18 protein-coding genes are annotated in these 21297 nt (G+C 66.2%); 8 read left to right on the forward strand and 10 right to left on the reverse strand.

Annotated elements, in window-relative coordinates; genetic code table 11:
- Positions 1-3: 3 nt before the first annotated feature.
- Entirely contained in the window at positions 4-735 is a 732-nt protein-coding gene (locus V6657_RS15660; protein ID WP_048933466.1) for a response regulator, read from the reverse strand.
- A 204-nt stretch (positions 736-939) separates the two neighbouring features.
- On the opposite strand from V6657_RS15660, the gene V6657_RS15665 reads away from it, so the two are divergent.
- A complete protein-coding gene (locus V6657_RS15665) occupies positions 940-1749 on the forward strand; it encodes a MipA/OmpV family protein (RefSeq protein WP_048933372.1) in 810 nt (269 codons plus the stop codon).
- A gap of 12 nt (positions 1750-1761) precedes the next feature.
- Here V6657_RS15665 and V6657_RS15670 read toward each other — a convergent pair whose 3' ends face one another.
- Positions 1762-2700, reverse strand: coding sequence for an alpha/beta fold hydrolase (locus V6657_RS15670; protein ID WP_048933373.1), 939 nt, complete (start codon positions 2698-2700; stop codon positions 1762-1764).
- 105 nt (positions 2701-2805) lie between these two features.
- Here V6657_RS15670 and V6657_RS15675 point away from each other — a divergent pair, with 105 nt between their 5' ends.
- On the forward strand, positions 2806-3741 hold the full coding sequence (locus tag V6657_RS15675; protein WP_137884897.1) for a helix-turn-helix transcriptional regulator: 936 nt from the start codon (positions 2806-2808) through the stop codon (positions 3739-3741).
- Between the two features lie 90 nt (positions 3742-3831).
- A complete protein-coding gene (locus V6657_RS15680) occupies positions 3832-4635 on the forward strand; it encodes a PepSY-associated TM helix domain-containing protein (protein ID WP_048933467.1) in 804 nt (267 codons plus the stop codon).
- Between the two features lie 12 nt (positions 4636-4647).
- On the opposite strand, the gene V6657_RS15685 is transcribed toward V6657_RS15680, so the two are convergent.
- A complete protein-coding gene (locus V6657_RS15685; RefSeq protein WP_048933375.1) occupies positions 4648-5511 on the reverse strand; it encodes a MurR/RpiR family transcriptional regulator in 864 nt (287 codons plus the stop codon).
- A gap of 285 nt (positions 5512-5796) precedes the next feature.
- On the opposite strand from V6657_RS15685, the gene V6657_RS15690 reads away from it, so the two are divergent.
- A complete protein-coding gene (locus V6657_RS15690) occupies positions 5797-6852 on the forward strand; it encodes a porin (RefSeq protein WP_048933376.1) in 1056 nt (351 codons plus the stop codon).
- Positions 6853-7131: 279 nt separating this feature from the next.
- Here V6657_RS15690 and V6657_RS15695 read toward each other — a convergent pair whose 3' ends face one another.
- Both V6657_RS15695 and V6657_RS15700 read right to left on the reverse strand, forming a co-directional pair.
- A complete protein-coding gene (locus V6657_RS15695) occupies positions 7132-9402 on the reverse strand; it encodes a mechanosensitive ion channel family protein (protein ID WP_048933377.1) in 2271 nt (756 codons plus the stop codon).
- A gap of 87 nt (positions 9403-9489) precedes the next feature.
- A complete protein-coding gene (locus tag V6657_RS15700; RefSeq protein WP_048933468.1) occupies positions 9490-10770 on the reverse strand; it encodes an MFS transporter in 1281 nt (426 codons plus the stop codon).
- Between the two features lie 112 nt (positions 10771-10882).
- On the opposite strand from V6657_RS15700, the gene V6657_RS15705 reads away from it, so the two are divergent.
- Positions 10883-11599: a glutathione S-transferase gene (locus V6657_RS15705; RefSeq protein ID WP_048933378.1), complete on the forward strand. Its 717-nt coding sequence runs from the start codon at positions 10883-10885 to the stop codon at positions 11597-11599.
- Positions 11600-11640: 41 nt separating this feature from the next.
- Here V6657_RS15705 and V6657_RS15710 read toward each other — a convergent pair whose 3' ends face one another.
- The 4 genes from V6657_RS15710 to V6657_RS15725 all read right to left on the reverse strand — a co-directional run bounded on the left by V6657_RS15710 (position 11641) and on the right by V6657_RS15725 (position 13333).
- Positions 11641-12027 carry a hypothetical protein gene (locus tag V6657_RS15710; RefSeq protein ID WP_048933379.1) on the reverse strand — a complete coding sequence of 129 codons (387 nt, stop codon included), beginning with the start codon at positions 12025-12027 and terminating at the stop codon, positions 11641-11643.
- Positions 12028-12065: 38 nt separating this feature from the next.
- Positions 12066-12488, reverse strand: a complete 423-nt coding sequence (locus V6657_RS15715) for a hypothetical protein (RefSeq protein WP_048933469.1) — start codon at positions 12486-12488, stop codon at positions 12066-12068.
- 337 nt (positions 12489-12825) lie between these two features.
- Positions 12826-13053, reverse strand: coding sequence for a hypothetical protein (locus V6657_RS15720; protein ID WP_048933380.1), 228 nt, complete (start codon positions 13051-13053; stop codon positions 12826-12828).
- A 58-nt stretch (positions 13054-13111) separates the two neighbouring features.
- Positions 13112-13333: a hypothetical protein gene (locus tag V6657_RS15725; RefSeq protein WP_031330115.1), complete on the reverse strand. Its 222-nt coding sequence runs from the start codon at positions 13331-13333 to the stop codon at positions 13112-13114.
- A 289-nt stretch (positions 13334-13622) separates the two neighbouring features.
- On the opposite strand from V6657_RS15725, the gene V6657_RS15730 reads away from it, so the two are divergent.
- A complete protein-coding gene (locus V6657_RS15730) occupies positions 13623-14840 on the forward strand; it encodes a hypothetical protein (RefSeq protein ID WP_048933470.1) in 1218 nt (405 codons plus the stop codon).
- Here the strand turns inward: V6657_RS15730 and V6657_RS15735 are convergent.
- Positions 14837-15982: a cation diffusion facilitator family transporter gene (locus tag V6657_RS15735; RefSeq protein ID WP_048933381.1), complete on the reverse strand. Its 1146-nt coding sequence runs from the start codon at positions 15980-15982 to the stop codon at positions 14837-14839. The genes V6657_RS15730 and V6657_RS15735 overlap by 4 nt on opposite strands.
- Positions 15983-16210: 228 nt before the next feature.
- Here V6657_RS15735 and V6657_RS15740 point away from each other — a divergent pair, with 228 nt between their 5' ends.
- Both V6657_RS15740 and V6657_RS15745 read left to right on the forward strand, forming a co-directional pair.
- Positions 16211-16879 (forward strand): response regulator transcription factor, encoded by a 669-nt coding sequence (locus tag V6657_RS15740; protein WP_048933382.1) that lies wholly within the window; start codon positions 16211-16213, stop codon positions 16877-16879.
- Between the two features lie 15 nt (positions 16880-16894).
- The gene (locus V6657_RS15745) at positions 16895-21250 is read left to right on the forward strand and encodes a transporter substrate-binding domain-containing protein (RefSeq protein ID WP_248694803.1); all 4356 of its coding nucleotides are present in this window, start codon (positions 16895-16897) and stop codon (positions 21248-21250) included.
- The last annotated feature ends 47 nt before the right edge of the window (positions 21251-21297 follow it).

The following is a 21297-nucleotide window of genomic DNA, read 5'->3' on the forward strand; positions in this document are numbered from 1 at the left end:
GCCTCAATCCTCCCAGGCCGAGGGGCTGAACAGATAGCCGCGCCCCCAGATCGTCTTGATCTTGTGCGGCTCGGGCGAGGCATCGCCAAAGCGGCGGCGCAGGCGCGAGATGCCCGAATCCACAGTGCGGTCCAGCCCGTCGAACTCGATACCGCGCAGTTGCTTGAGGATGTCGTCGCGGCTGAGCACGGTGCCCGCGGCGCGCGCCAGGATCAGCAGCAGGTTGAACTCGGCCGTCTTCAGGTCGACCGGCTGGCCGCGCCAGGTGACGGTGCGATTGGGCGGCGAGATGGCGAGCTCACCAAAGACGAGCGTGTCGTCGTGGGGCGCGGCCGGTTCCGAATTCGACATGGTCGGCAAGGCGCGGCGCAGCAGCGCACGGGCCCGTGCCACCAGCAGGCGCGGCTCGATGGGCTTGAGCACGTAGTCGTCCGCGCCGATCTCCAGACCCGCCACCTGGTCGTAGGTATCCACGCGCGCCGTCAGGATCAACACCGGCACGCGTGAGAACCCGCGAATGCGCCGGCACACTTCCATACCGTCCAGGTGCGGCAGCATCAGGTCAAGAATCACCAGCGCCGGCTCATGTTCACGCACAGCCGCCACGGCGATGTCGCCCCGGCGCACCACCTCCACCGCAAATTCGTAATTGCCCAGGTATTCGCTGATGAGCTGCGCGAGACGGTCGTCGTCTTCAATCAGCAGCACCTTGGTCTTGAGCGGTTTGTCGGTCATCGCCGTCATGGTCCGTTCGCCCCCGTTTTTCTTTTTGATGGGGCGCAGTGTACGGCGGCCGGCTTGCGAGTGGAGTGGGGGGGCAAACTTGCAAACACTCGCGCACAATTGCGCACAACTTCCCGGCAATTTCCAGACAGACGTGCGCGCGGCCTCTCGCCAGACTTCGGACTCTCTCTCAAGAGATCCAACAAGAGGTCCAACGTGCTCAATCGTCTCCCCCCGCGTCTCTCCCCGCGCTTCTCCGTTCCCTATCTGGCCGTGCTCTCCGGCATCTGGCTGGCGCCGTCGGCCGTGTATGCCGACGATGCGTCGTATTCGCTGTCGCTCAACGCGGGCGTGGCACCGCGCTATCAGGGCGGCAAGCAGTACACCGTGACGGCCGGCCCGGGCTTCCGGGCGGATTTCGGCAACGGCTGGTTCATCGACCCGACCCAGGGCGGTGCGGGCTATGCCATCCGCTTCCTGAACGGCATGTTCGCTTCAGCCGCGCTGTCGTATGACCCGGGCCGCTCCGATACCAACCGCTTCGGCCGCCCCGGCTCGGACCACCTGAAGGGCATGGGCACGGTGAAGGGCTCGCTGCTGGGCGTGTTCACGGTGGGCGGCAAGATCATCGGCGAGACCTCGGCCACCGCCTCGCTGGAAGTGCCGCTCACCAACCGCGAGCGCGGCTGGTCCGGGCACATCGACATGGCAACGCCGCTGGCGAGCTGGGGCACCAACAAGATCAGCGTGAGCCCGAGCCTGCATTTCGGCTCGCGCAAGTACATGCAGACGTACTTCGGGGTGACGCCGCAGCAATCGATCAACAGCGGCTTTGCGCAGTACGACGCGGGCAGCGGTCTGCAGGCCGCATCGGTAACGGTGGCCTGGACGCACGCCTTCTCGCGCCACTGGGCCATGCAGACGGCGGTCGGCACCACGCGCCTGCTGGGCAACGCCGCCAAGAGCCCGATCGTGCAGAACAAGCAGAGCTACTTTGGCGGCACGGGCGTCGTCTACACGTTCTAAGTTCGCCGGACCTCAGGCGCGGGTGCGCAACGCGTCCAGCCACGCCACGGTTTCACGCCACCATGGCGCACCGGACGATGCGCGAAAAAAGCCCATGTGGCCGACACCCTTGGCTGGCAGCGCGGCGCCGCCCACCTGCCGGCGCGTCACGCTGGCGGCGGGAAACTGCGCAACCAGCGCATTGATGGCGCGGGCAGGCGCCATCGGGTCGTCATCAAACCCCCAGGCGAGCAGCGGCACCGCGAGCCTCGGGTAGCGAGAGGTATCCAGGCCCGTGCCCGGCGCGAACAGGTAACCGCGCTGCCGGGCAAAGCGCGCCCAATCGCCCAGGATGGTGGCCGGAATCGCCATCGGCCCCATCCCGACGTCAGACAGCGGCAACATGCCACCCCGACCACCTTGTACACGCGCCACCGCCAGCGGAATCCGCACGTTCAGCAACCACGCCAGCTGCGGCCGGCTGAGCAGCCCGCGCCAGGGCCACAGCCGTGCGTTTGCCAGCGACACCGCCACGTGCACCAGCGCATCGGCATGCACGATGTGCGGCGCCAGCCCAGCCAGTTGTCCGCCCGCGCTATGGCCGAGCACCACCAGCCTGCGCCCCCCGCAGCCCTCGGGGACGAGCGTGTCATGTACCCACTTGAGCACGGCGTCGATGTCGCGCCGGCCCCAGTCTGCAAAGCGCGGGATGCCCGGGCCGGTGGCCAATGCGTCCCCAATGCCACGATAGTCGAACGTCACCACACGCCAGCCGGCCAGGCAGAGCCCGCGGGCAAACGCGCCGTAGAACTGGCGCGGCACGCCCAGCGCTGAGCAGATCACCACCGTGCCGTGTGCGCCCAGGCCCGGGCTCGTGACGGTCACGGGCAGCGTCCAGCCGTCGGCGGTGCGCACGTGGTCTTCGCGGGTGGGAAGCGCATCGGCGGGGTAGTCGATCGGTTCGCGCTGCATGGGGCACTCCGCTCGGGGTGTCGGGGATGCTGGCAGTATGGGCGGCAGGGGTGACGGTCACAATTACGCGACAGGTAATCGCCGCACCTACCCGACTCTGCTTCAATAGGTGCCATGAAACCCGCCCAGACCTCTTCCGCCGACAGCACCGCCGTGCTGGATGACGCCGACGCCGCCCAAGCCGGCGCCGAGCCGCCCGAAGTCGCGCTGACCCGCTTCCCGCAACTGCTGCGCTTCTGGCGCACCCGACGCGGCTACAGCCAGCTGGCCCTGGCGCTGGCAGCCGGGGTGTCGCAGCGGCATGTGAGTTTTCTGGAATCGGCGCGCGCTGCACCGAGCCGCAACATGATCCTGCAACTGGCCGAAGAGCTGAACGTGCCGCTGCGCCATCGCAACCAGATGCTGTTGGCCGCCGGCTTTGCGCCCGCGTATCCGGAGCAAGGGCTGACGACGCCGCCAGACGAGACCTCGCCGATGATGCAGGCGGTGCGCCACGCGGTGAAGCTGATCCTCGACAAGCAGGCGCCCTACCCGGCCATCGTGCTCGACCGCTTCTGGCATCTGCTCGACGCCAACGCCGCGCACCGGCGCCTGATGCGCTGGGCCATCGGCGACGACCGCTCCGAGGGGACACCTGGCGCCGTCAACCTGATGAAGCTGGTGTTCGACCCGACCGGGCTGTGGCCGGCGATCGTGAACCGCGAAGAAGTGGGCCGTTACCTCGCCCGGCGTGTGCGGCAGGAACTGGCCCTGCACGCCATCGACCCCGCCACGCAGCGCCTGCTGAATGACATTCGCGCGCTGCAGCCCGCGCTGTTCGATGCGGCGGAAACGCCGCCATCGCCCGCCGCCGCCAGCGCCGGCGATCCGCTGCCCTTCCTGCCCGTGGCCCTGCAGCGCGACGGTGTGACGCTCTCTTTGTTCACCACGCTCACCACGCTGGGCACACCGCGCGATGCGGGGCTGCAGGAAATGCGCATCGAGTGTTTCTATCCGGCGGATGAGGCATCACGCCGGGCGCTGGAGCGAATTACGTTGTAAGCGCACACGCGTTGCAACGAGAATCATTCTCATTTATATTGGCCGGTCGATTTGTCCCCCACCGGCGGCCGCAGTGTCGCCATGTGCATCATGACCGACCTGTCGCATCCCCCTCTTTCGGCCGAACCCGGCGTCAAGCCGGCGGCAAACGCCCGGCCGGCCAAGGCCAAGGCCGAACACCCCGCCAACCGCCGCGCCACCCTGGTGCGTTGGCTGCGCAAGACGCACGGCTGGTTCGGGCTGTGGGGTGCGGTGATGGGGCTGATCTTCGGCATCTCCGGCATCTGGTTGAACCACCGTGCCGTGCTGAAGCTGCCCGTGGCGCAACAGCGCACCAACACGCAGATCGCCCTGCCCGACCCGGTGCCCGCCACACCTGAAGCCATGGGGGCGTGGCTGCAGCAGGCGCTGAACACGCCGGAACCTGCCAATCGCGTCCGCGTGGAGAAGGCCAAGCCCGTGGCCTGGGCTGAGCGTCCGGCCAAGGGGGAAGGCCGCAGGGAAGATAAGGAAGGTTCGGGGGACAGCACCGCCAAGACCGAAGGCGACGCCCCACGCGACACCGCCAAGCCGCTGATGCAGCCCGAGCAGTGGACCTTCAGCTTCGGCAATGCCACCACGCAGGTTCAGGCCGAGTACTGGGCCGGCAACCGCTCGGTATCGATCCGCCAGACCGACAACGGCGTCCTCGCCACGCTCAACAATCTGCACAAGGGCATCGGCATGACGGTGCCGTGGATTCTGCTGGTGGATACGCTGGCCGGCTGCCTGATCTTTCTGTCGATCTCGGGCCTGTGGCTGTGGGTGCTGACCACCAAGCGGCGCACGGTCGGCTGGACGATCTTTGGGCTGGGGAGCCTGCTGACGCTTGGGCTGGTGATCGCCCGGCTGTAACGCTTGCCCGCCTTACGGGCGATCCACGCTCCGTTCTGTGAGCAACCGCTGGATCGCCCGCATGCGCGCGCGCACCATCTCATCGCGGCGCTGCGCCACACAGGTCATCAGGATCTCGATGACCGTCAGATGCACCAGGTACGCCTCGGTGCCCACCCGCATCACCGCATCTTCCGGCACATCCACCGTCAGCGCGATCTGTGCGCGCTCGGCCAGCGGCGTGCCCGCTTGGGTGATGGCGATCACGCAGGCGCCCTGCTCCGCCGCATAGGCAATCGACTCCAGCAGATACGGCATGCGCCCCACGTGCGAGAACGCCACCACCACGTCCGATGCCCCCAGCGTGGCGGCCGACACCAACTGCAGGTGCGCATCAAAGTAGGCGTTGGACGCCAGCCCCAGCCGCATCAACCTTGACTGCATGTCGTTGGCCATGAACGACGAGGCTGCACCGGCGGCATAGCAATCCACGCGGCGCGCACGGGCGATGCGCTCTGCAGCGGCGTCGACGTGGGTGGCGGAGAGCGTGTCGCGCAGCCGTGCCAGCGCGCGCGTGGCCCCGTCGATGACCTTGCTTGCCACCAGCGCCGGCGGATCGGCCCGGCCAACGTGGCCCGGCAGCGTCGGTTGCGCGTGCGCCAGCTCGGCAGCCAGCGTGGCCTTGAACTCGCGCAGGCCCTCGAAGCCGAGCGCCTGGCACATCCGCACGATGGTCGGCATCGACACACCGGCGCGCACGGCCAGCGTCTCCACCGATTGTTCGAGCGACAGCTCCGGCGCCTCCAGGATCAGCCGCGCCACCCCCTGCTGCGCCGGCGAGAGCGCGGGCAACTGGTCACGCAAGGCATTGAGTACGGGCACGGAGAGCGAAGGCATGGCGGCGAACAGTCACAGTCGGACAAGAGCGTCGCCAGTGTAGCGGCAGCCCCGTGCCGCACCGCTTGCCCGAGGGAAAACCCCCAAGAATCTGTAAGTCCGCGGTTTACGCGCGCCGCACAAAGACCGGGCAACGCCCCAACCGGCGCGGCGTGCGCGGCGCTTTGCCGGTGCGCGCGTAACTTCAACCCTTACAGGCAAGACTTGCCTGAGAGTCGGCCCCCGAGCCAATCCGGAAACCCATTCCGGCCAACACAACAGTCGTTACGACAATAGGGGAGCCACATGACCACTTCGATCCGTTCCATTCCGCTGTCCGCGATCAGACTGACGGCACTGGCGGGCCTGCTTGCCTGCAGCGCCGCGCACGCGCAATCGAATGTCACGCTATACGGCGTGATGGAAACCGGCCTGCGCTACAGCACCAACAACGACGCCGCCGGCCACGGCAAGGCAGAAGAAGTCGGCGGCTACTACAGCGGCAGCCGCTTCGGCATTCGCGGCTCGGAAGACCTGGGCAACGGTCTGAAGGCCGTGTTCCATCTGGTCAGCGGCTTCGCACCGGACACGGGCGTGGGCTCCACCAACGACATGGGCCTGGGCGGCTACAAGCCAGTCACACCGGCCACATCGCGCCTGTTCGGGCGTCAGGCTTATGTTGGCCTGGAAGGCGGCTTCGGCGCGCTCACGTTCGGGCGTCAGGAAAACTTGGTCTTCAACACGGCCGGCCAGTACGACGCGCTCTCCATCGGCAACCTGGGCGCGACCGCGTGGCACGTCACCGCCACCGGCGTACGCATCGACAACGCGGTCAAGTACGTGGGCGATTTCAATGGCCTGCGCCCCGGCGTGATGGTCGGCATGGGCGAACAGGCGGGCGCATTCTCTGCGGGCAACTACAGCGCGCTGTCGCTTAACTACGCCAGCGGCCCGGTCACCGTGGGCGGCGCATGGGAACAGCAAAAGGACCTGCTTTCGGTCGCCACCCGCACGTGGACGACGGGCGGCAGCGTGCAAGTCGGCTCCGCCAAGCTCATGCTCGGCTACATCAACTACCGCGATGGCACGCCCACCAAGAACGACCTGATCCTGGGCGGCGTGAAGTACGACTTCAGCGGCCAATACAACCTGGTGGTGGGCGGCATGGCCACGCGCCAACGCAACCCCGATGGCCTGCGCTACACGGCCTACGCGCTCATGAATTACGTGGTCAGCAAGCGCACGTGGCTGTACGTCGGCATGGACTACACCCACCAGAAAGATGCCGGCACCGTCCTGGCCGCAGCGCTGCCAAAGGCATCGCAAACCGGCGTGATGGTCGGCATGCGCCACGGGTTCTAAAACCAGGCAACGGCCACGCAAACCAACCCAGCGCCAACACCCGCGCCCAGACGGTGTGGCCGTACCCTGCCCTAGATGGCGCCTTGAATTTCTGTTGAGAGGAAAAAGGAAGGGGAACTGTCTGAGCGCAGCGAGTTTTCCCCTTCCCCTCTCTGCGACATAAATTCAAGGGGAAGTCGCCATCTCGGGCGCGCCTTTCTTTGCTTACTTTCTTTGGCAAGACAAAGAAAGTGAGTCGGCCCCGGCAGGGGACGAAACAGCAGCAAACCACCAACGCCTTTAGGCCGGCGCACCCGCAGGGGGTTCATTGGAAGCCGGCGCCACCTTCTCCCCACCCACCTGCGTCATCCACTGCTCAAACGCCGGCGACGTCCGCAACACCGTAGCCGGCGTCGCCAGCGGCATCTTCGCCCCATCAAACGCATCCTTGAGCACAACGTTGAAAGCACGCAGCACCTCGGCCTGCTTCTGCGGCAGCGTCTTGAAGCGCCCCTTGACGATCATCGCGCCGCCATTGCTGCTATCAAAACGGTCCAGCCCAAACACCTCGGCCCCACCCAGCAGCGTGTAGGCAAAACGCGGCTCACCGGCAATCTGGTCGGCCGCCGTGCGCACGAGGTCGATGGCCTTCTGCGGGTCGGCATCCATCGCCACGCGCACCTCAAAATCGGCAAACGAATAGTCACGCGAGAGGTTGCGCACAGTCTTGATCTGGCTGAACGGAATCGAATGGATCGCCCCCGTGCCATCGCGCAGCCGCACGGTGCGGATGGTCAGGCTGATGACGGTGCCGGTAGCCACGCCCACATCCACCACATCGCCCACGCTGATGGTGTCTTCCATCAGGATGAAGATGCCGGTAATCAGGTCCTGCGCCAGCGACTGCGCACCAAAGCCCACCGCCAGGCCGATCACCCCGGCACCCGCCACCAGTGGCGTCACGTTCACGCCCAGGTTGGCCAGCACGCCAATGGCGGCCGTCACGATCAGCGTGACTTTCAGGCCGTTGCGCAGCAGCGGCAGGATGGTGCGCGCACGCGTGCTGGGCTGCGCGCGCGACGTGGCCGGCGACAGCGCTCGCAGGATCGCCGTATCGAGCAGGATCCACGCAAGCCACGTGGCGAACACCGTGCTGATCAGCCCCGCCATCGCATCAGCAATGCGCCGCCCGTTGACCGAGCTGTGCGTCACCTCCACCAACGTGTGGCCCCACACACGCAGCACCAGTTCGACAAAGACGATCCAGATGCCGAGCTGCACCAGCGCCGCAAAGAAATGCTTGAGCCGCTCCACATACGGCGACGTGCGCGTGAGCCTCAAGTGCGAGCGCCAGCTCGCGCGCGGGCGCACCACCGCCGTCAGGAAGAACGCTGCCACCAGCAGCAGCGAGGTCATCACCGCGCGGCGCGAGATGGCATCCACGTTGTCGGGCATGGTGAGCGTGGCCGCCACCGTCACGCCCGCCAGCACCACCACCGGCACCGGCCACAGCGCGGCAATCAACCGGCGGAGCTCGTTGCCGGCGTGCTCGCCCTGACGCTGTTCCAGCGGCCGGTTGGTGATCAACTGGCCGATCGGGCGCCGTACCCAGAGCGCGCCCACTGCCAGCATGATCGACGACACCGCATTGCAGATGGTCGACAGCAGCAGGCTGAGCGCACCGCCCAGCATCAGCGCCACGCGCGGGTCCAGCAGGGCATCACCGCAGGCGCCCAGGCTGGCCGTCAGGAAGATCGGCCACATGCCGTGCTTGAGCAGGTACTCCACGGCCACACGCCGGTGCGCACTGCCGGCAAACAGCGAGAACAACATCGCCACACCCGCCGTGATGATCGCGCCCCACACGATGGCGTACGCCAGCACCACCGCCAGCACAAAGCCCGGCGTGGCCTCGTGCTCCCATCGCATCAGTACGGCAAACGACACCGCCCACGGGCCGATCTTGCGGAGTGCATCGACAAACAACGCGCGCGTGGTCGGGTGGGCGCCAAGCCCAGCCTGGATGCCGAACATGCGACGCAGCAGCCAGCCCAGGCCAAGCAGCCCGCCGGCAATGGCCGCCCAAACGGCGACGGTCCCCACAAAGTCGGTCACGATGTGCATGCGCTTCTCGGGCGCAACGAGCAGGCTGGCGTTGCCGCTGGCGGCCTCGATACGGCGCAGCCAGTAGCGCGGCGCGCCGGCTTCCACGTCGGCCTCAACCGAGCCGTTTTCGATAAGCGACGCTACGGCGCCCAGCAGCCCCGGCGCCTGCTCGGCCTGCATCTTCTGCTGCGCGGTCACGCCATCGCGCAACTGCTTGAGTTCACCCACGAGCGCAGCGCGCTGCTGATCGTTGTCGAGCAGCGTGATGACGGCATCGAGCGATTCGCGCGTCTGCGCAGGGGTGGCCGCCGGCGCGGAGGCGCTGCTCTCAGCAGCGGATAGCTTGGTCAGCTTGGAGAACGACACCGGCGCGGCATGCACCACATTTGGCGCAGCCCCCAGCATCAGGAGAAACAGCCCGAGCAGCGGCAGCCGCCGCATCAACAACAGGAATTGGGTGCACATGATGAGGAAAGCGATCGTGCAGACACAGAACACTGCACCATACCCGAATTCCCTCGCGCCTCACCCGTTGGCGCGGCGCGCGCCAGCTTAACGCTTGGCGCCGGGCGGCAGGGGCGCACGCCGCCACAGCCAGGTGGCGGTGCCCAGCGCGCAGAGCATCAGCGCCGTCACCAGCGCCACCACACCGGGCCAACCCCACGGCGCATACAGCTTGCCGCCCGCCGTGCCGATCAAGCTGGACCCAAAGTAGTACGCCAGCAGATACAGCGCCGCAGCCTGCCCCTTGGCCCGCTGCGCGCGGCGCCCCACCCAGCCGCTGGCCACCGCGTGCGCACCGAAGAAGCCGAAGGTCAGCAGCGCAATGCCGCCAATCACCAGCACCAGCGGCGCCGCCAGCGTCAGCAGCACACCGGCCGACATCAACACCGTGCCCGCCAGCAGCATGCGGCCGCGACCATGCCGATCGGCCATGCGCCCGAACCACGCAGACGCCACGATGCCCAGCAGGTACACCATGAAGATGCCGCCAAGCGCCGTCTGACTGAGGGAATATGGCGCATCGAGCAGATGAAAGCTCGCGTAGTTGTAGATCGTGACGAAGCCGCCCATCAGTAGGAAGCCCATCGCAAACAGCGCACGCAGGCCGGGCTCGCGCAGATGTGCGGCGAGCGTGTCGAGCAAGTCGCCAAGCGCCACGCCCTTGCGCGGCACAAAGCGGCGCGACGGCGGCAGCAGCCAGACGAAGACCAGCGCAGCCAGCAGGCACAGCGCGCCGGTCACGCCCATGGCGATGCGCCAGCCGGTGTGGTCCGCCACCACGCCGGTCAACACGCGCCCGGCCATACCGCCGAAGGCCGTGCCGCCCACGTACAGGCCCATCGCCATGCCCAGGCCTTGCGGGTGCACCTCTTCGGCCAGATACGCCATTGCCACGGCCGGCACACCGCCCAGCACGATGCCCAGCAACGCGCGCGTGACCAGCAGATCGTGCCAGCCGGGCAGCACCGCCGCCAACAAGGTGAGCCCGGAAGACAGCACCAGCGACCCGCCCATCAGCGTCTTGCGATGGATCGACTCCGACAGCAGCCCCGCAAACAGGATCGCAAACGCCAGCAGCAAGGTCGACACCGACAGCACCAGGCTGGTCTGCGCAGGTGTGAGGCCAAAATCATGCGCCAGCAACGGCATCAGCGGCTGCACGCAATACAGCAGCGAGAAGGTGGAGAAGCCCGCCGCAAACAGCGCGAGATTGGCGCGCAGATAACCAGGATGGCCCCGGACCAACCAACGGGAAGGGTCCGCCGGTTCGATGGCGGGCGCGGGGGTTGGTGCGGCGGCAGGCGCGCTGAGGGATGACGGGGCGTTCACGGCGAAAGAATCGGGCAACAAGCGCGAAGGCGACCGCCTATTATCGTTTGCAGCCACCTTTTCTGCTGCGATGCGGCACGCAGCGCAGCTTCCGCCCCGACTCAGCCCGACCATGGAAACCACGCTCTATTACTGGCCCGAGATCCAGGGCCGCGGTGAATTCGTGCGCCTCGCGCTCGAGCAGGCGGCGGTGCCCTACACCGACCTCGGCCGCGAAGACGAGGCCGCCATCGAAACCTTCCTCGACGATGCCGGCATCATCACACCGCCGTTCGCGCCGCCCTTTCTGGTGGCTGGCGAACTGGTGATCGCGCAGACGGCCAACATCCTGCTGTACCTTGGCCAGCACTACGGCCTGGCGCCGCAGGACGAGGCCGGCGGTCTGTGGACGCACGGCCTGCAACTGACGATTGCCGACTTTGTGGTGGAGATTCACGACACACACCACCCGATTGCCTCGTGCGAGTACTACGAAGACCAGCAGACCGAAGCGCTGCGCCGCGCACAGGACTTCCTGACCAACCGCGCGCCCAAGTTCCTGCACTACTTCGAGCGCGTGCTCGATCGCAACCCCGCCGGCCCGACCTGGGCCGTGCGTGATGCGCTCACCTATGTGGACTTGTCGCTGTTCCAGATCGTGGCGGGGCTGCGCTATGCGTTTCCGCGTCACATGCAGCGCTATGAACGCACGCTGCCGCATCTCGTGGCGCTGCATGACCGCGTGGCCGCACAGCCGAACATCGCGACGTATCTGCAATCGCCACGGCGCATTCCCTTCAACACGATGGGTATCTTCCGCCACTACCCGGAACTCGATGCGCTGAAATGACAAACCCGGCGCAGGCCGGGTTTCGATCAAGGCTGGGCAGTTCAGGCAGACGGAGCCGCGGGCAACCGGCAGCGCAAGTCTTCAAGTGCGCTTGGCCAGTGTTCGATCGCCTGCAGATCGTGCATGTCCTGCAGATCGATCAGCAGGTCCACCACGCGGCTGTCGTCCACATTGATGCCTGAGTTGCGTAACGCACGTGCAAGCGGATCGTCGCCGGGCACGCGCAGCAGGCTCACGCCCAGACGTTCGATCGCATGGCAGTAGAACGCATCGTCGATGAGGATGCCGACGCCGCAGCGGCGGTCTTGCAGGCCACGGTAGCGCGGCTCGCCATCGGCGTCTTCGGAGCGGCATTGCTGGGTGAGCAGGTGCGTGCGCACGCGCTCAAAAATGTCCTCGATGGCGAGGAACGTCCCCTTCCCTTGCATGGGCGTCACCTTCTGCTTGGTGCTCTGTGACCGGTCGGTCAGAACGTATCAACGACCGCGCCGCTGAGTCCAAACTGGTGGGCGATTGAATGCAGGCGCTCCTTCCACTCCCACGTGCCGAACACGTCGTGCGCGTTCTGCAACTTGGAGAGCAACTCCACCGTATCGCGATCATCGACATCGATACGGGCTTTCTTGAGCGCACGGCGCAGCGCAATGACACCCGCGTCCATGTAGCGCGGAATCTCGTTGGCGGCCTTGAGGATGTAGCGCACCGGCACGCTCTCCATCGACGTGGTGTAGTCGCTCACGCCGATCAGGTTGCCGATGGGGCAGCAACGGCCGCCCTGGCCACGGTATGCCGCACCGCCGCGCGGCAGGATGGCTGCACCGCCCTGGCCGAACAGGTGGCGCACCGCGCCGTCGTAGATTTCTTGTTTGCTGAGATATTGCGTCTTCATGTTCATTCCCCTGACCCCTGGCCTGCACGCGCCGCCGATCCGATTGCTTTCCAACTTCCGGTCTGACGTTGCGCGAGACATCGCACACTCTGCCGTCCGTGCGACCTATCTTGGTTCAGGATGCACCAGAACCATGGGCTGAAAAAGAACGGGAATGTAAGTCATTTTTACCGTTTGCATTTTGGCAACGGATCGCCTGCAAAGGTGCGCCAGTCAACGCTTTGCGGGTGCAGAGCACTCCACGCGACGGGGATGTTTTCGAACGCCGTGATGCGCCATCGCAACAGCGTGTGCGCAAGGCTGCGCGAAGGTGGCGCGAGCGTCGTAGGAATGGCGCTTACACGCCGATGATCTGGTCTGCGTGACCCAGACAGAAGCCGCGATGATCGTGATGTGCGCACATCGGCATGACTTCGTAGCCGGCGGCACGCAGCAGTACCGCGCGTGCGGCCACCTCGACCGGGGGCAGGGGCTGCCCGGTTTCGGTGTCGCGCACCAGCCGGCCGAGTTGGGCAAACGGCTGGCGCAGCAGATGCTCCAGATCCAGCGAACCGCAGTACCGCATCACATCACCACCTAGAAAACGCCAGTGCTCGCCCGCAAGACGTGCGGGCTCACACGGGTCACATCGATTCGTCTGCCAACTCGGTTTGCACGACCAGCGTCTCACGCATGCGTGCATAGGCAGCGCGCTGCGCCCAGATGGCATCCGTCAAGGCGGCGATCAATGCCTCACGCGGCAAACTCTCGGGCGACACACCAAACTCCTGCCGCACGGTAGACAACGCTTCCGTCACTTCACTGCGCCATCGGCGGCTCGACTCACTGCTGACTTGCTGGGTCATGTTGTTCTCGTTGGTCGGTTGTAGCGCGGAGGGCGGCAGGCTTAAGCCCACTCTGACCGTGCTGGGAAGGGGTTGGCGGAATCGGTTCCGCTCTTGCCCATGAGAACGGCAGGTGGGGCTGAAACTTGATTGCCATGGCGAGGGGTAGGGCCTGTTGGCACACCCTCCTCCGAACGGGCTCCCCCATTCGCGCAGCAACTTCACCAAGCGGGCGGGGCCCAATGGGTTCCGCATTTGCTATATCCCCTTGCACCCTGCCCCCGATGGAGCGCCGCCTATGGAGCACCGCATGCCCCGACCGACGTCCTTCCCGCCCCGCCTGCAGCGCGCGCTGCTGGGCTTCGCCTGCCTGGCCTGTACATTAACCGTGCCCACCCTTGCCCAGGCCGGCGCACCCGACCCACGCCAGTACATGCATGGCATCGGCGCCGTGCCGGCAACCGCCGCCAACACCTTCAATGTGTTCTTCAGCGCATCGGGCCTGCCGCCGCGCGGCGCCGATCGCAATGGCAGTTGGCCGCACGACGTGTACGTGGCCCAGTGGCATGCCGATACGGGCGTGCTGGACGCACCGCGCATCTTCATCCAGAAACCCGAGGCACAGGAGCCGGTGACGGTGGCGCGCAACCGCACCGGACAGGTCATGGTGTCGTTTGAAGACGGCTGGAACTCGCCGGAAAACGTCACGCAGCGCTACGGCATCTACAACACCGCGCTGCGCCCGATCAAGCCGTACCCGCAGCAGGTGGAATCGGGTGGGCACTCGGGCCACATCACGGCCGTGGGTGACCGCTTCGTGGTGTTCTATTCCGACGGCTGGGTCAATGGCGGCGGCGTCGACAACCTCGGCAGCGGCAACGGCGTCTACGTGAAGGTGTACGACGGACGCGGCCGGCGCCTGCACGACATCAACGTCGCCGACGAACGCCGCGAATGGTGGCCCATGATTGCGGGCGGCACTACGCGGGCACTGCTCGCCTGGCAGCAGTTCGTGCCCGGGCAGTCCGAAGCCAATCTGAAGATCGCCATCCTGGACCCCGTGAGCGGACGCGTGACCGGTGAACAGCTGCTGCACAAGCATCTGCAGTACTACACCTACAGCGTGACGTGGCTGCCGGCAGTGGAGCGCTTTCTGCTGGTTGGCGTGGCCAAGGGCAACGGCTTTGCCGATTTGATCGACAGCGAGGGCAAGGTGCGCGCGTCCATCTCCTGCATGCCGGCGACGGTGCGCGAAGCGGGCATTGCCGTCTCGGATCGCACTGCCTACACACCGGCAGCCGATGGCCGCCTGCTTCAGTTCGAGGTGGGACCGGATTCGCTCGCGCTATCCGGCACGCTGATGAATGCGGATGGCAAACCGGTGCAATGGCGCCCGGTGGGCAGTGTCGGGTTGCTGCGCACCTCGGGTTCGCTCGATTGGCTGTCGCTCACAGAGAGAGGGCTGGCGCAGTTGCGTTTCGACCCAACCAAGGCGCAGCCAGCCAACGCGACCGATCAGTGCCGTTAGTCAGCGCTCAGCACGCGCAGGCGGACGAGGCCATCCCAGCGGGCTTGCAGTGCCGCGGCAATGCGGGCGTGCTCCGCAGCCAGTGCGGGCGGCAGGATCAGGTCCATCTCGACCGCGCCATCGACGTAGTGGAGTACGCAGTGCTGGGCGTCGAGCGGCGTACCGGCGGGCAGCAGTTGCGCCAGCGCGGCGTGCAACGCATCGCGGTCAGGTAGCGGCAGCGGATCGGTCGCAATGTGCTCGCGCGGGTCGACGTGGATCTGCACGTCGAGGACAGCCATGGCGGTGTGCGCGGCCAGCACGCTGGCGCGGGCACGCACGGCAATGGCGTGACCTTCACTCACCGACACGCGCGGGTCGACTTCAATGTGGGCATCCACCAGCGCCTGGTCGCCTGTCACGCGCGTGCGAAGGTCATGCACGTTGATCACGCCAGGCGTAGCGGCCAGGCTTGCGCGGATGTCCTGCACCTCTGAGGGCGGCAGCGCGCGGTCCATCAGATCGTTGAGCGCCTCCCATGCGAAGCGCAGGCCGACGCGGCCGATCATCAGCCCCACCACGCAGGCGGCCAGCGGGTCCAGCCAGTGGTAGCCCATCAGGTTGCCTGCCACGCCTACCGCCGCCACCAGGGACGACACCGCATCGGAGCGCGCATGCCACGCATTGGCAATCAGCATGCGCGAGCCAATGCGTTTGGCCACGGCCAGCATGTAGCGGAACAGCCCTTCCTTGGCCGCCAGCGCAATCAGCGCCACCACCAGCGCCAAGCCGTGCACCGGCGCCGGCCCCTGCGACGAGCGCAGGCTGTCCACAGCCGCCCAGATCATGCCCCCGCCGGCTGCCAGCAAGAGCAGGCCCAACCCGAGCGACGCCGCGTTTTCGTAGCGCGCGTGACCGTATTGGTGGTCTTCGTCCGGCCCCTTGTGACTGTTGCGGTTGGCGACGAAGACGATGCCGTCGGCAATCAGGTCCGACAGCGTGTGCAGACCGTCCGCTACCAGCCCCTGTGAATGCGACCACAGCCCCGCCGCGATCTGTCCCGCCGAGAGCAGGCAATTGACCCCCGCGCTCACGAGTGTGGAACGTTCGGCGCTCTGCTGGCGCGTGGCAGCCGATGGAGTGGTGGGCAGGTTGGGCGTCATGGCAATTGACAGATTTGTAGCGCGTGCATTGTGCCACGTACGACGGCACGCCTTCGAATCAGATGCGCGACCATGGTTGTGGCATGTCTTAACGAATTTGCACCAGAAGCGCGCAGATAGCAGCGCATTAATAAGACTTTTCCGATTTTCCCTCGTAGCTGCTTCAGCGATTCTCAGCAATGCGGCAAACAGGTTGCCGCACGTTACGCGCCCTGGAGACTTGTTGACATGCAGCCCCCCATCCAACTCGTGATTGCAGATGACCATCCTGGCGTGGTGGCCGCGGTGCGGCACCTCGTTTCGCGAGTCGACGGCTTCGAGGTGGCGGGAGAAGCCAGCAGCGCCGACGAGCTGCTCGCGGTGCTCGGTCGCGTGCGCTGCGACATCGCCATCACCGATTACGCCATGCCCGGCAGCCGCTATGGCGACGGCATCGTCCTGCTCGAATTCCTCGCGCGCCGGCATCCGGACCTGCGCATCATGGTGCTGACCATGCTGGAGACACGCGCTCTGATGAGCAACATCCTGCGCGCCGGCATCAAGGTCATCGTCAGCAAGGCTGACGAGCCGCGCCACATTCTCGAAGGCGTGCGCGCCGCACTGAGTGACCGCATCTATCTCTCGCCGCAACTCGACGCCCAGCTCATCCGGCGCACTGTCGCACCGGAACCGGCCGAGAACGACCCGATCAACCTGCTCGGCAAGCGCGAGCTGGAAGTGCTGCGCATGTATGTGACCGGCATGACGGTCAGCGAGATTGCTGTGCGGCTGAACCGCAGCGTCAAGACCATCAGCGCGCAGAAGCAGGCGGGCATGCGCAAGCTCGCGCTGACCACCGAAGCCGCGCTGTTCGACTTTGCCGTGCGCCACGGCTTGCTTGGCACCGCCGAGGGTTAAGCCATGAGCTGGCGCGTGAGGTTCTCTCCCTTGTCGCCCCTGGCGCGGCTGCGCATGGGCATCGGTGCAGGCCTGCTGGCCTGTGCGGCTGCACTTGCCTGGCTGAGCAGCGCGGGCGAAGCCCATGCGGAGGATGCGGCCCAGGCTGTCCAGCTCTTTCATCAGATGCCGTCCAAGCTCACCGTGGGTGTCGTCGGTGAGTCGATGATGCCGCTTGAGGGCGTGGCGGGCGACAAGCTCACCGGCTTCTCGGGTGACCTGCTGAGGCAACTGCTGCCGCAGGACCGTGTGCGGATCGTGCCACGCGTGTTCAGCCGCCGCGACGAGCTGCTCAACGCCGCGTGCCGAGGCGAGGTCGACATCATCATGAGCGTGGTGCCACGCTCGCAGTACGACCGCTGCCTGGAATATTCCGCCCCCTATCTGGAGCGCGCGACCGCCGTGGTTGCCCGCAACGACAACGCGCGGGTTGCACAGAATCCCTTCTTCACAGATGCGCGGATCGCGGTCGAACAGGGGTCGCCCCTGGTGGAAGAACTGCCGCGTCAGTACCCGAAAATCCGCGTGCAGACCACGCCCACCGCCACCGACGCACTCGATGCCGTGCTGCGTGGCGCGGCGGACGCTTACGTCGGCATCACCTACCCAACGCGCGAGCTGATGCTGCAACCGCGCTACCGGCCGTTGTCGATCGTGCAACTCGTCAATCAGCAAGTCGATGCGCTGCACTTTGCAGCACCTCGCGAGCGTGCTGTGCTCGTCCGCTACCTCGACCGCCACCTCGCGCAACTGCCCGACGCGGCCATGAGTGACCTGCGCGCGCGCTGGATCACGCAAGGCGGCGTTTCAACGACGACCCTGCCGCAGTCGGCCAAAGAACGCGCCATGCTGGCATCGCTGCCACCGCTGCGCTATGCCGCCGACCCCGACTACATGCCCTACAGCTTCAACGATGCGCGCGGCGAGTTGCTGGGCATCCTGCCCGAGTACCTGAACTTTCTGTCGCGTACGCTTGGCCTGCGCTTCGAGCGTGTACCCGTGCAGGATTGGTCCGACGCGCTCGCCAAGGCGCGTGCTGGTGAGGTCGATATTCTGCTCGGCCTGTCCGACCAGGATAGCCGCCCACCCGGCTTTATCCTCAGCCAGGCCATTGATGCGACCCCCATGGTCATCGTCGGGCGCGGCGACGCGCTGACGGTGGCCGCGTTGCCCGAGCTGGCAGGAAAGACGGTCGCCCTGCCGCGCAGCGATACGCTGGCCGAGGCGCTGCGCCAGAACATACCGAGAATCCGCGTCGTCACCGCATCCTCACCTGCCGATGCGCTATCGCAGGTCGCCACAGGTCAGGCCGACTTCACCATCGCCAACCTGCCGGTGGTGGACGCGCTGATCCGCCACCACTTTCCAGGCGAGCTGAAGGTCACCGGCTCGGCCAACCTGACGGAGAGCATCGGCGTGGGTGTGTCGGCGCACTATGCGGCACTCGTACCACTCTTCAACCGCGCGCTGTTTGCCATGCCCGAGGGGGAGCAGGTCAGCATTCGCAACAAGTGGCTGTCCGTCAGCTATCAGCTGGGTCCATCGGCCTCCGCTGTGTTGTCCAAGTTCGGACCGGCGGCGACGCTCGTGCTGATCGCCGTGGTGGCGCTGGTCATCAAGCAATGGCAATTGCGCCGTGAGAACCGGCAACGTCGATTGGCCGAGGAAACACTCGCCCGCCAGTTGAACTTCCAGCGGGCGCTGATGGAATCCGTGCCCTTTCCGCTGGCGGCCAAGGACGCTCAGCATCACTACGTGGCCGTCAATGCCGCCTTCTGCAGCATGTTCGGCTACCCGCGCGAAGCGGTACTGGGGCGCACGCCGAGCGAACTCGGCATGTATTCGGCCAAGAATATGGCCCACCTGTCCGACATCAACCGGCGTGCCCTGGAGACGGACGAAAGCACACGTGAAGAGATCATCATCACCACGCCCGACGGGCAATCGCGCAACGTGCTGTACTGGGTCGAGCCCTTCCATCTGCGCGAAGGCCAACCTGGCGGCATCATCACCTCGGTGGTCGACATCAGCGAGATTCGCGAGGCTCAGGCGCGCGCCGAGCGCTTGGAACGGCGCCTGCGCGAGGTGACGGAATCGCTGCCGGCCCTGGTCTATCAATTCGAACTGCAATCTGGGGCGTCCCAGGGCCGCGGCACCTATGTGGCCGGCAAAGCGTACGAAACCCTGGGTGTGCGCACGGACAACGTGCTGGAGGACCTGTCCACGCCCGAGCTTCTGATCCACGAAGACGACCGGGAACGCATGCTGGAAGCGGTACGCATTTCTGCGCAACAGTTGACGCCGTTCGATCAGCAGTTCCGCCATGTCTGCGACGACGGCTCGATCCGTTGGCTGCACGCGCGCTCGAACCCGCGCCAGGAAGCGGACGGCCGCACCGTCTGGAATGGCTACATGAGCGATGTCACCGTCGAGCGGGAACAGGCCGATGCACTGCAAGCCGCCAAGAACGCGGCCGAATCGGCGTTGCTGGCCAAGGATCGCTTCCTGGCGATGATGAGCCACGAGATCCGCACGCCCATGAACGGCGTGCTGGGGCTGGTCGAGCTGTTGCAGCAGACCAAGCTGGAGGGCGAACAGAAGCAGATGGTGTCGCTGGTGCAGGATTCCGGTCGCGCGCTGCTGCACATCCTGGACGACATCCTCGACTACGCCAAGATCGAGGCCGGGCGCCTGGACATCCTGCCCGTGGACACCGATCTGCGAGAGCTCTTCGACGGCACGGTCGGCTTGCTGGCCAGCCGCGCGCATGAGAAATCGCTGGCGGTGCACGTGGACGTGGCGGCCAACGTGCCGGCCACGGTGTCGGTCGACAGCGTGCGCGTGCGGCAGGTGCTGTTCAACCTGCTCTCCAACGCCATCAAGTTCACGGATCGGGGCAGCATCAGCCTCAAGGCGGAATGCACCCCTATGGACGACGGCGCCGCGCAGATCGCCATCCACGTCACCGACACGGGCATCGGCATCACGCCCGAGGTGCAGGCCACGCTATTCGCACCGTTCGTACAGGCCGAGCGCTCGACCACGCGCAACTACGGCGGCACCGGCCTTGGCCTGGCGATCTCGCGCCAGCTTGCCGGACTGATGGGCGGCACGCTCGACATGAGCAGCGCCCCCGGGCGCGGCACGACCATCACGCTGCGGTTGCCGGTGCCGGTCGTGGCGGCCCACTATGCGCTGCCGCAACTGGCAGGCCGCAGCGTCGCCATCGACGTGGACGCGGCCATCGATCAACGCTGCCTCGCGCAATTTGCCGAGGCTGCTGGACTGCACGTCACGTCGGATGCCCGTGCGGACATTGTCTTCACCACATCGCAGCAGACGCAGCCGGAGGCGATCCGCGTGACACGTGAGGTGCGCTACGCCAAGCGCGGTGCCGTCCTGAGCGTTAATCCGTTGAGCTGGCTCGCGTTCCTGCACGCCTGCGAGCGTGCCCTGCCCCAACCGGAGGTGATCAAGCCGGCCAGCATGCCCGCGCCCGCCGCACCGCTTGCGATGTCCAACCAAGCGCTGGGCGCACACATCCTGGTGGCAGAAGACCACCCGATCAACCGCGAGCTGATCGCCAAGCAACTGCGGCTGCTGGGATACCGCGTCACGCTGGCTGAAGACGGCATCGCCGCACTCGAACGCCTGCGCGAAGGCCATTTCGATGCGCTGGTGACCGACTGCCACATGCCGCGCATGGACGGATTCGACTTGGCTGCGCACATCCGCAAGGCGGAACAGGAACGCGCGGATGGCTCGCGCCTGCCCATCATCGCCATCACCGCCACCACGCTGGCCGAAGAACATGCACGCTGCCGCGTCGTTGGCATGGATGGCAGCCTGCTCAAACCGACCACACTGGCCACCTTGCAGGAAGCGCTATCAGCACTCTGGCCAGCCGCGCCAGGCCCCGAGGACGCGCCAGACGCGGGCGCTGCCGCAGACGGCGACGCCTTTGCCGTGTCGCTCGACGATTTGCAGCGCTCGCTGGGCACCGGGCCGGCCACGGACGGGTTGGTCGAGATCTTCCTGTCGTCGCTGGATGACGATGCGCAGCAGTTGCGCCCATTGCTGAAAACCGCCAACCGCACCGCCCTGCGCCAATGGGCACACCGCACGGGAGGCGCCCTGGCTTTGCTGCGCAGCCCTTCCGTCGACGCCGAAATGCAGGCCTTCCGCCATGCCATGCAGAGCGCCGCCGACGCTGACTTGTGCGCGGCAGGCGAGCGCGTGATGCGATTGCTCGCGCACCTTCAGCGGTTGATGGCAACGCTCGAAACTGCCAGCCAAGGCGTTGTGCACCGCACGCAAGTGACGGATTCATAAGGGAAATCCGTTTCAAGCGCCTGATGAACCACTTCTAGACGTTCCTT

The organism is Ralstonia sp. RRA, assembly GCF_037023145.1.
Taxonomy (GTDB): domain Bacteria; phylum Pseudomonadota; class Gammaproteobacteria; order Burkholderiales; family Burkholderiaceae; genus Ralstonia.

What these genes read in the sequence shown, in the direction of transcription:
- V6657_RS15660 (WP_048933466.1), bottom strand. Translation starts at nt 735, where the DNA reads ATGACCGACAAACCGCTCAAGACCAAGGTGCTGCTGATTGAAGACGAC.
- V6657_RS15670 (WP_048933373.1), bottom strand. Translation starts at nt 2,700, where the DNA reads ATGCAGCGCGAACCGATCGACTACCCCGCCGATGCGCTTCCCACCCGC.
- V6657_RS15680 (WP_048933467.1), top strand. Translation starts at nt 3,832, where the DNA reads ATGACCGACCTGTCGCATCCCCCTCTTTCGGCCGAACCCGGCGTCAAG.
- V6657_RS15685 (WP_048933375.1), bottom strand. Translation starts at nt 5,511, where the DNA reads ATGCCTTCGCTCTCCGTGCCCGTACTCAATGCCTTGCGTGACCAGTTG.
- V6657_RS15690 (WP_048933376.1), top strand. Translation starts at nt 5,797, where the DNA reads ATGACCACTTCGATCCGTTCCATTCCGCTGTCCGCGATCAGACTGACG.
- V6657_RS15695 (WP_048933377.1), bottom strand. Translation starts at nt 9,402, where the DNA reads ATGTGCACCCAATTCCTGTTGTTGATGCGGCGGCTGCCGCTGCTCGGG.
- V6657_RS15705 (WP_048933378.1), top strand. Translation starts at nt 10,883, where the DNA reads ATGGAAACCACGCTCTATTACTGGCCCGAGATCCAGGGCCGCGGTGAA.
- V6657_RS15710 (WP_048933379.1), bottom strand. Translation starts at nt 12,027, where the DNA reads ATGCAAGGGAAGGGGACGTTCCTCGCCATCGAGGACATTTTTGAGCGC.
- V6657_RS15715 (WP_048933469.1), bottom strand. Translation starts at nt 12,488, where the DNA reads ATGAAGACGCAATATCTCAGCAAACAAGAAATCTACGACGGCGCGGTG.
- V6657_RS15720 (WP_048933380.1), bottom strand. Translation starts at nt 13,053, where the DNA reads ATGCGGTACTGCGGTTCGCTGGATCTGGAGCATCTGCTGCGCCAGCCG.
- V6657_RS15725 (WP_031330115.1), bottom strand. Translation starts at nt 13,333, where the DNA reads ATGACCCAGCAAGTCAGCAGTGAGTCGAGCCGCCGATGGCGCAGTGAA.
- V6657_RS15730 (WP_048933470.1), top strand. Translation starts at nt 13,623, where the DNA reads ATGCCCCGACCGACGTCCTTCCCGCCCCGCCTGCAGCGCGCGCTGCTG.
- V6657_RS15735 (WP_048933381.1), bottom strand. Translation starts at nt 15,982, where the DNA reads ATGACGCCCAACCTGCCCACCACTCCATCGGCTGCCACGCGCCAGCAG.
- V6657_RS15740 (WP_048933382.1), top strand. Translation starts at nt 16,211, where the DNA reads ATGCAGCCCCCCATCCAACTCGTGATTGCAGATGACCATCCTGGCGTG.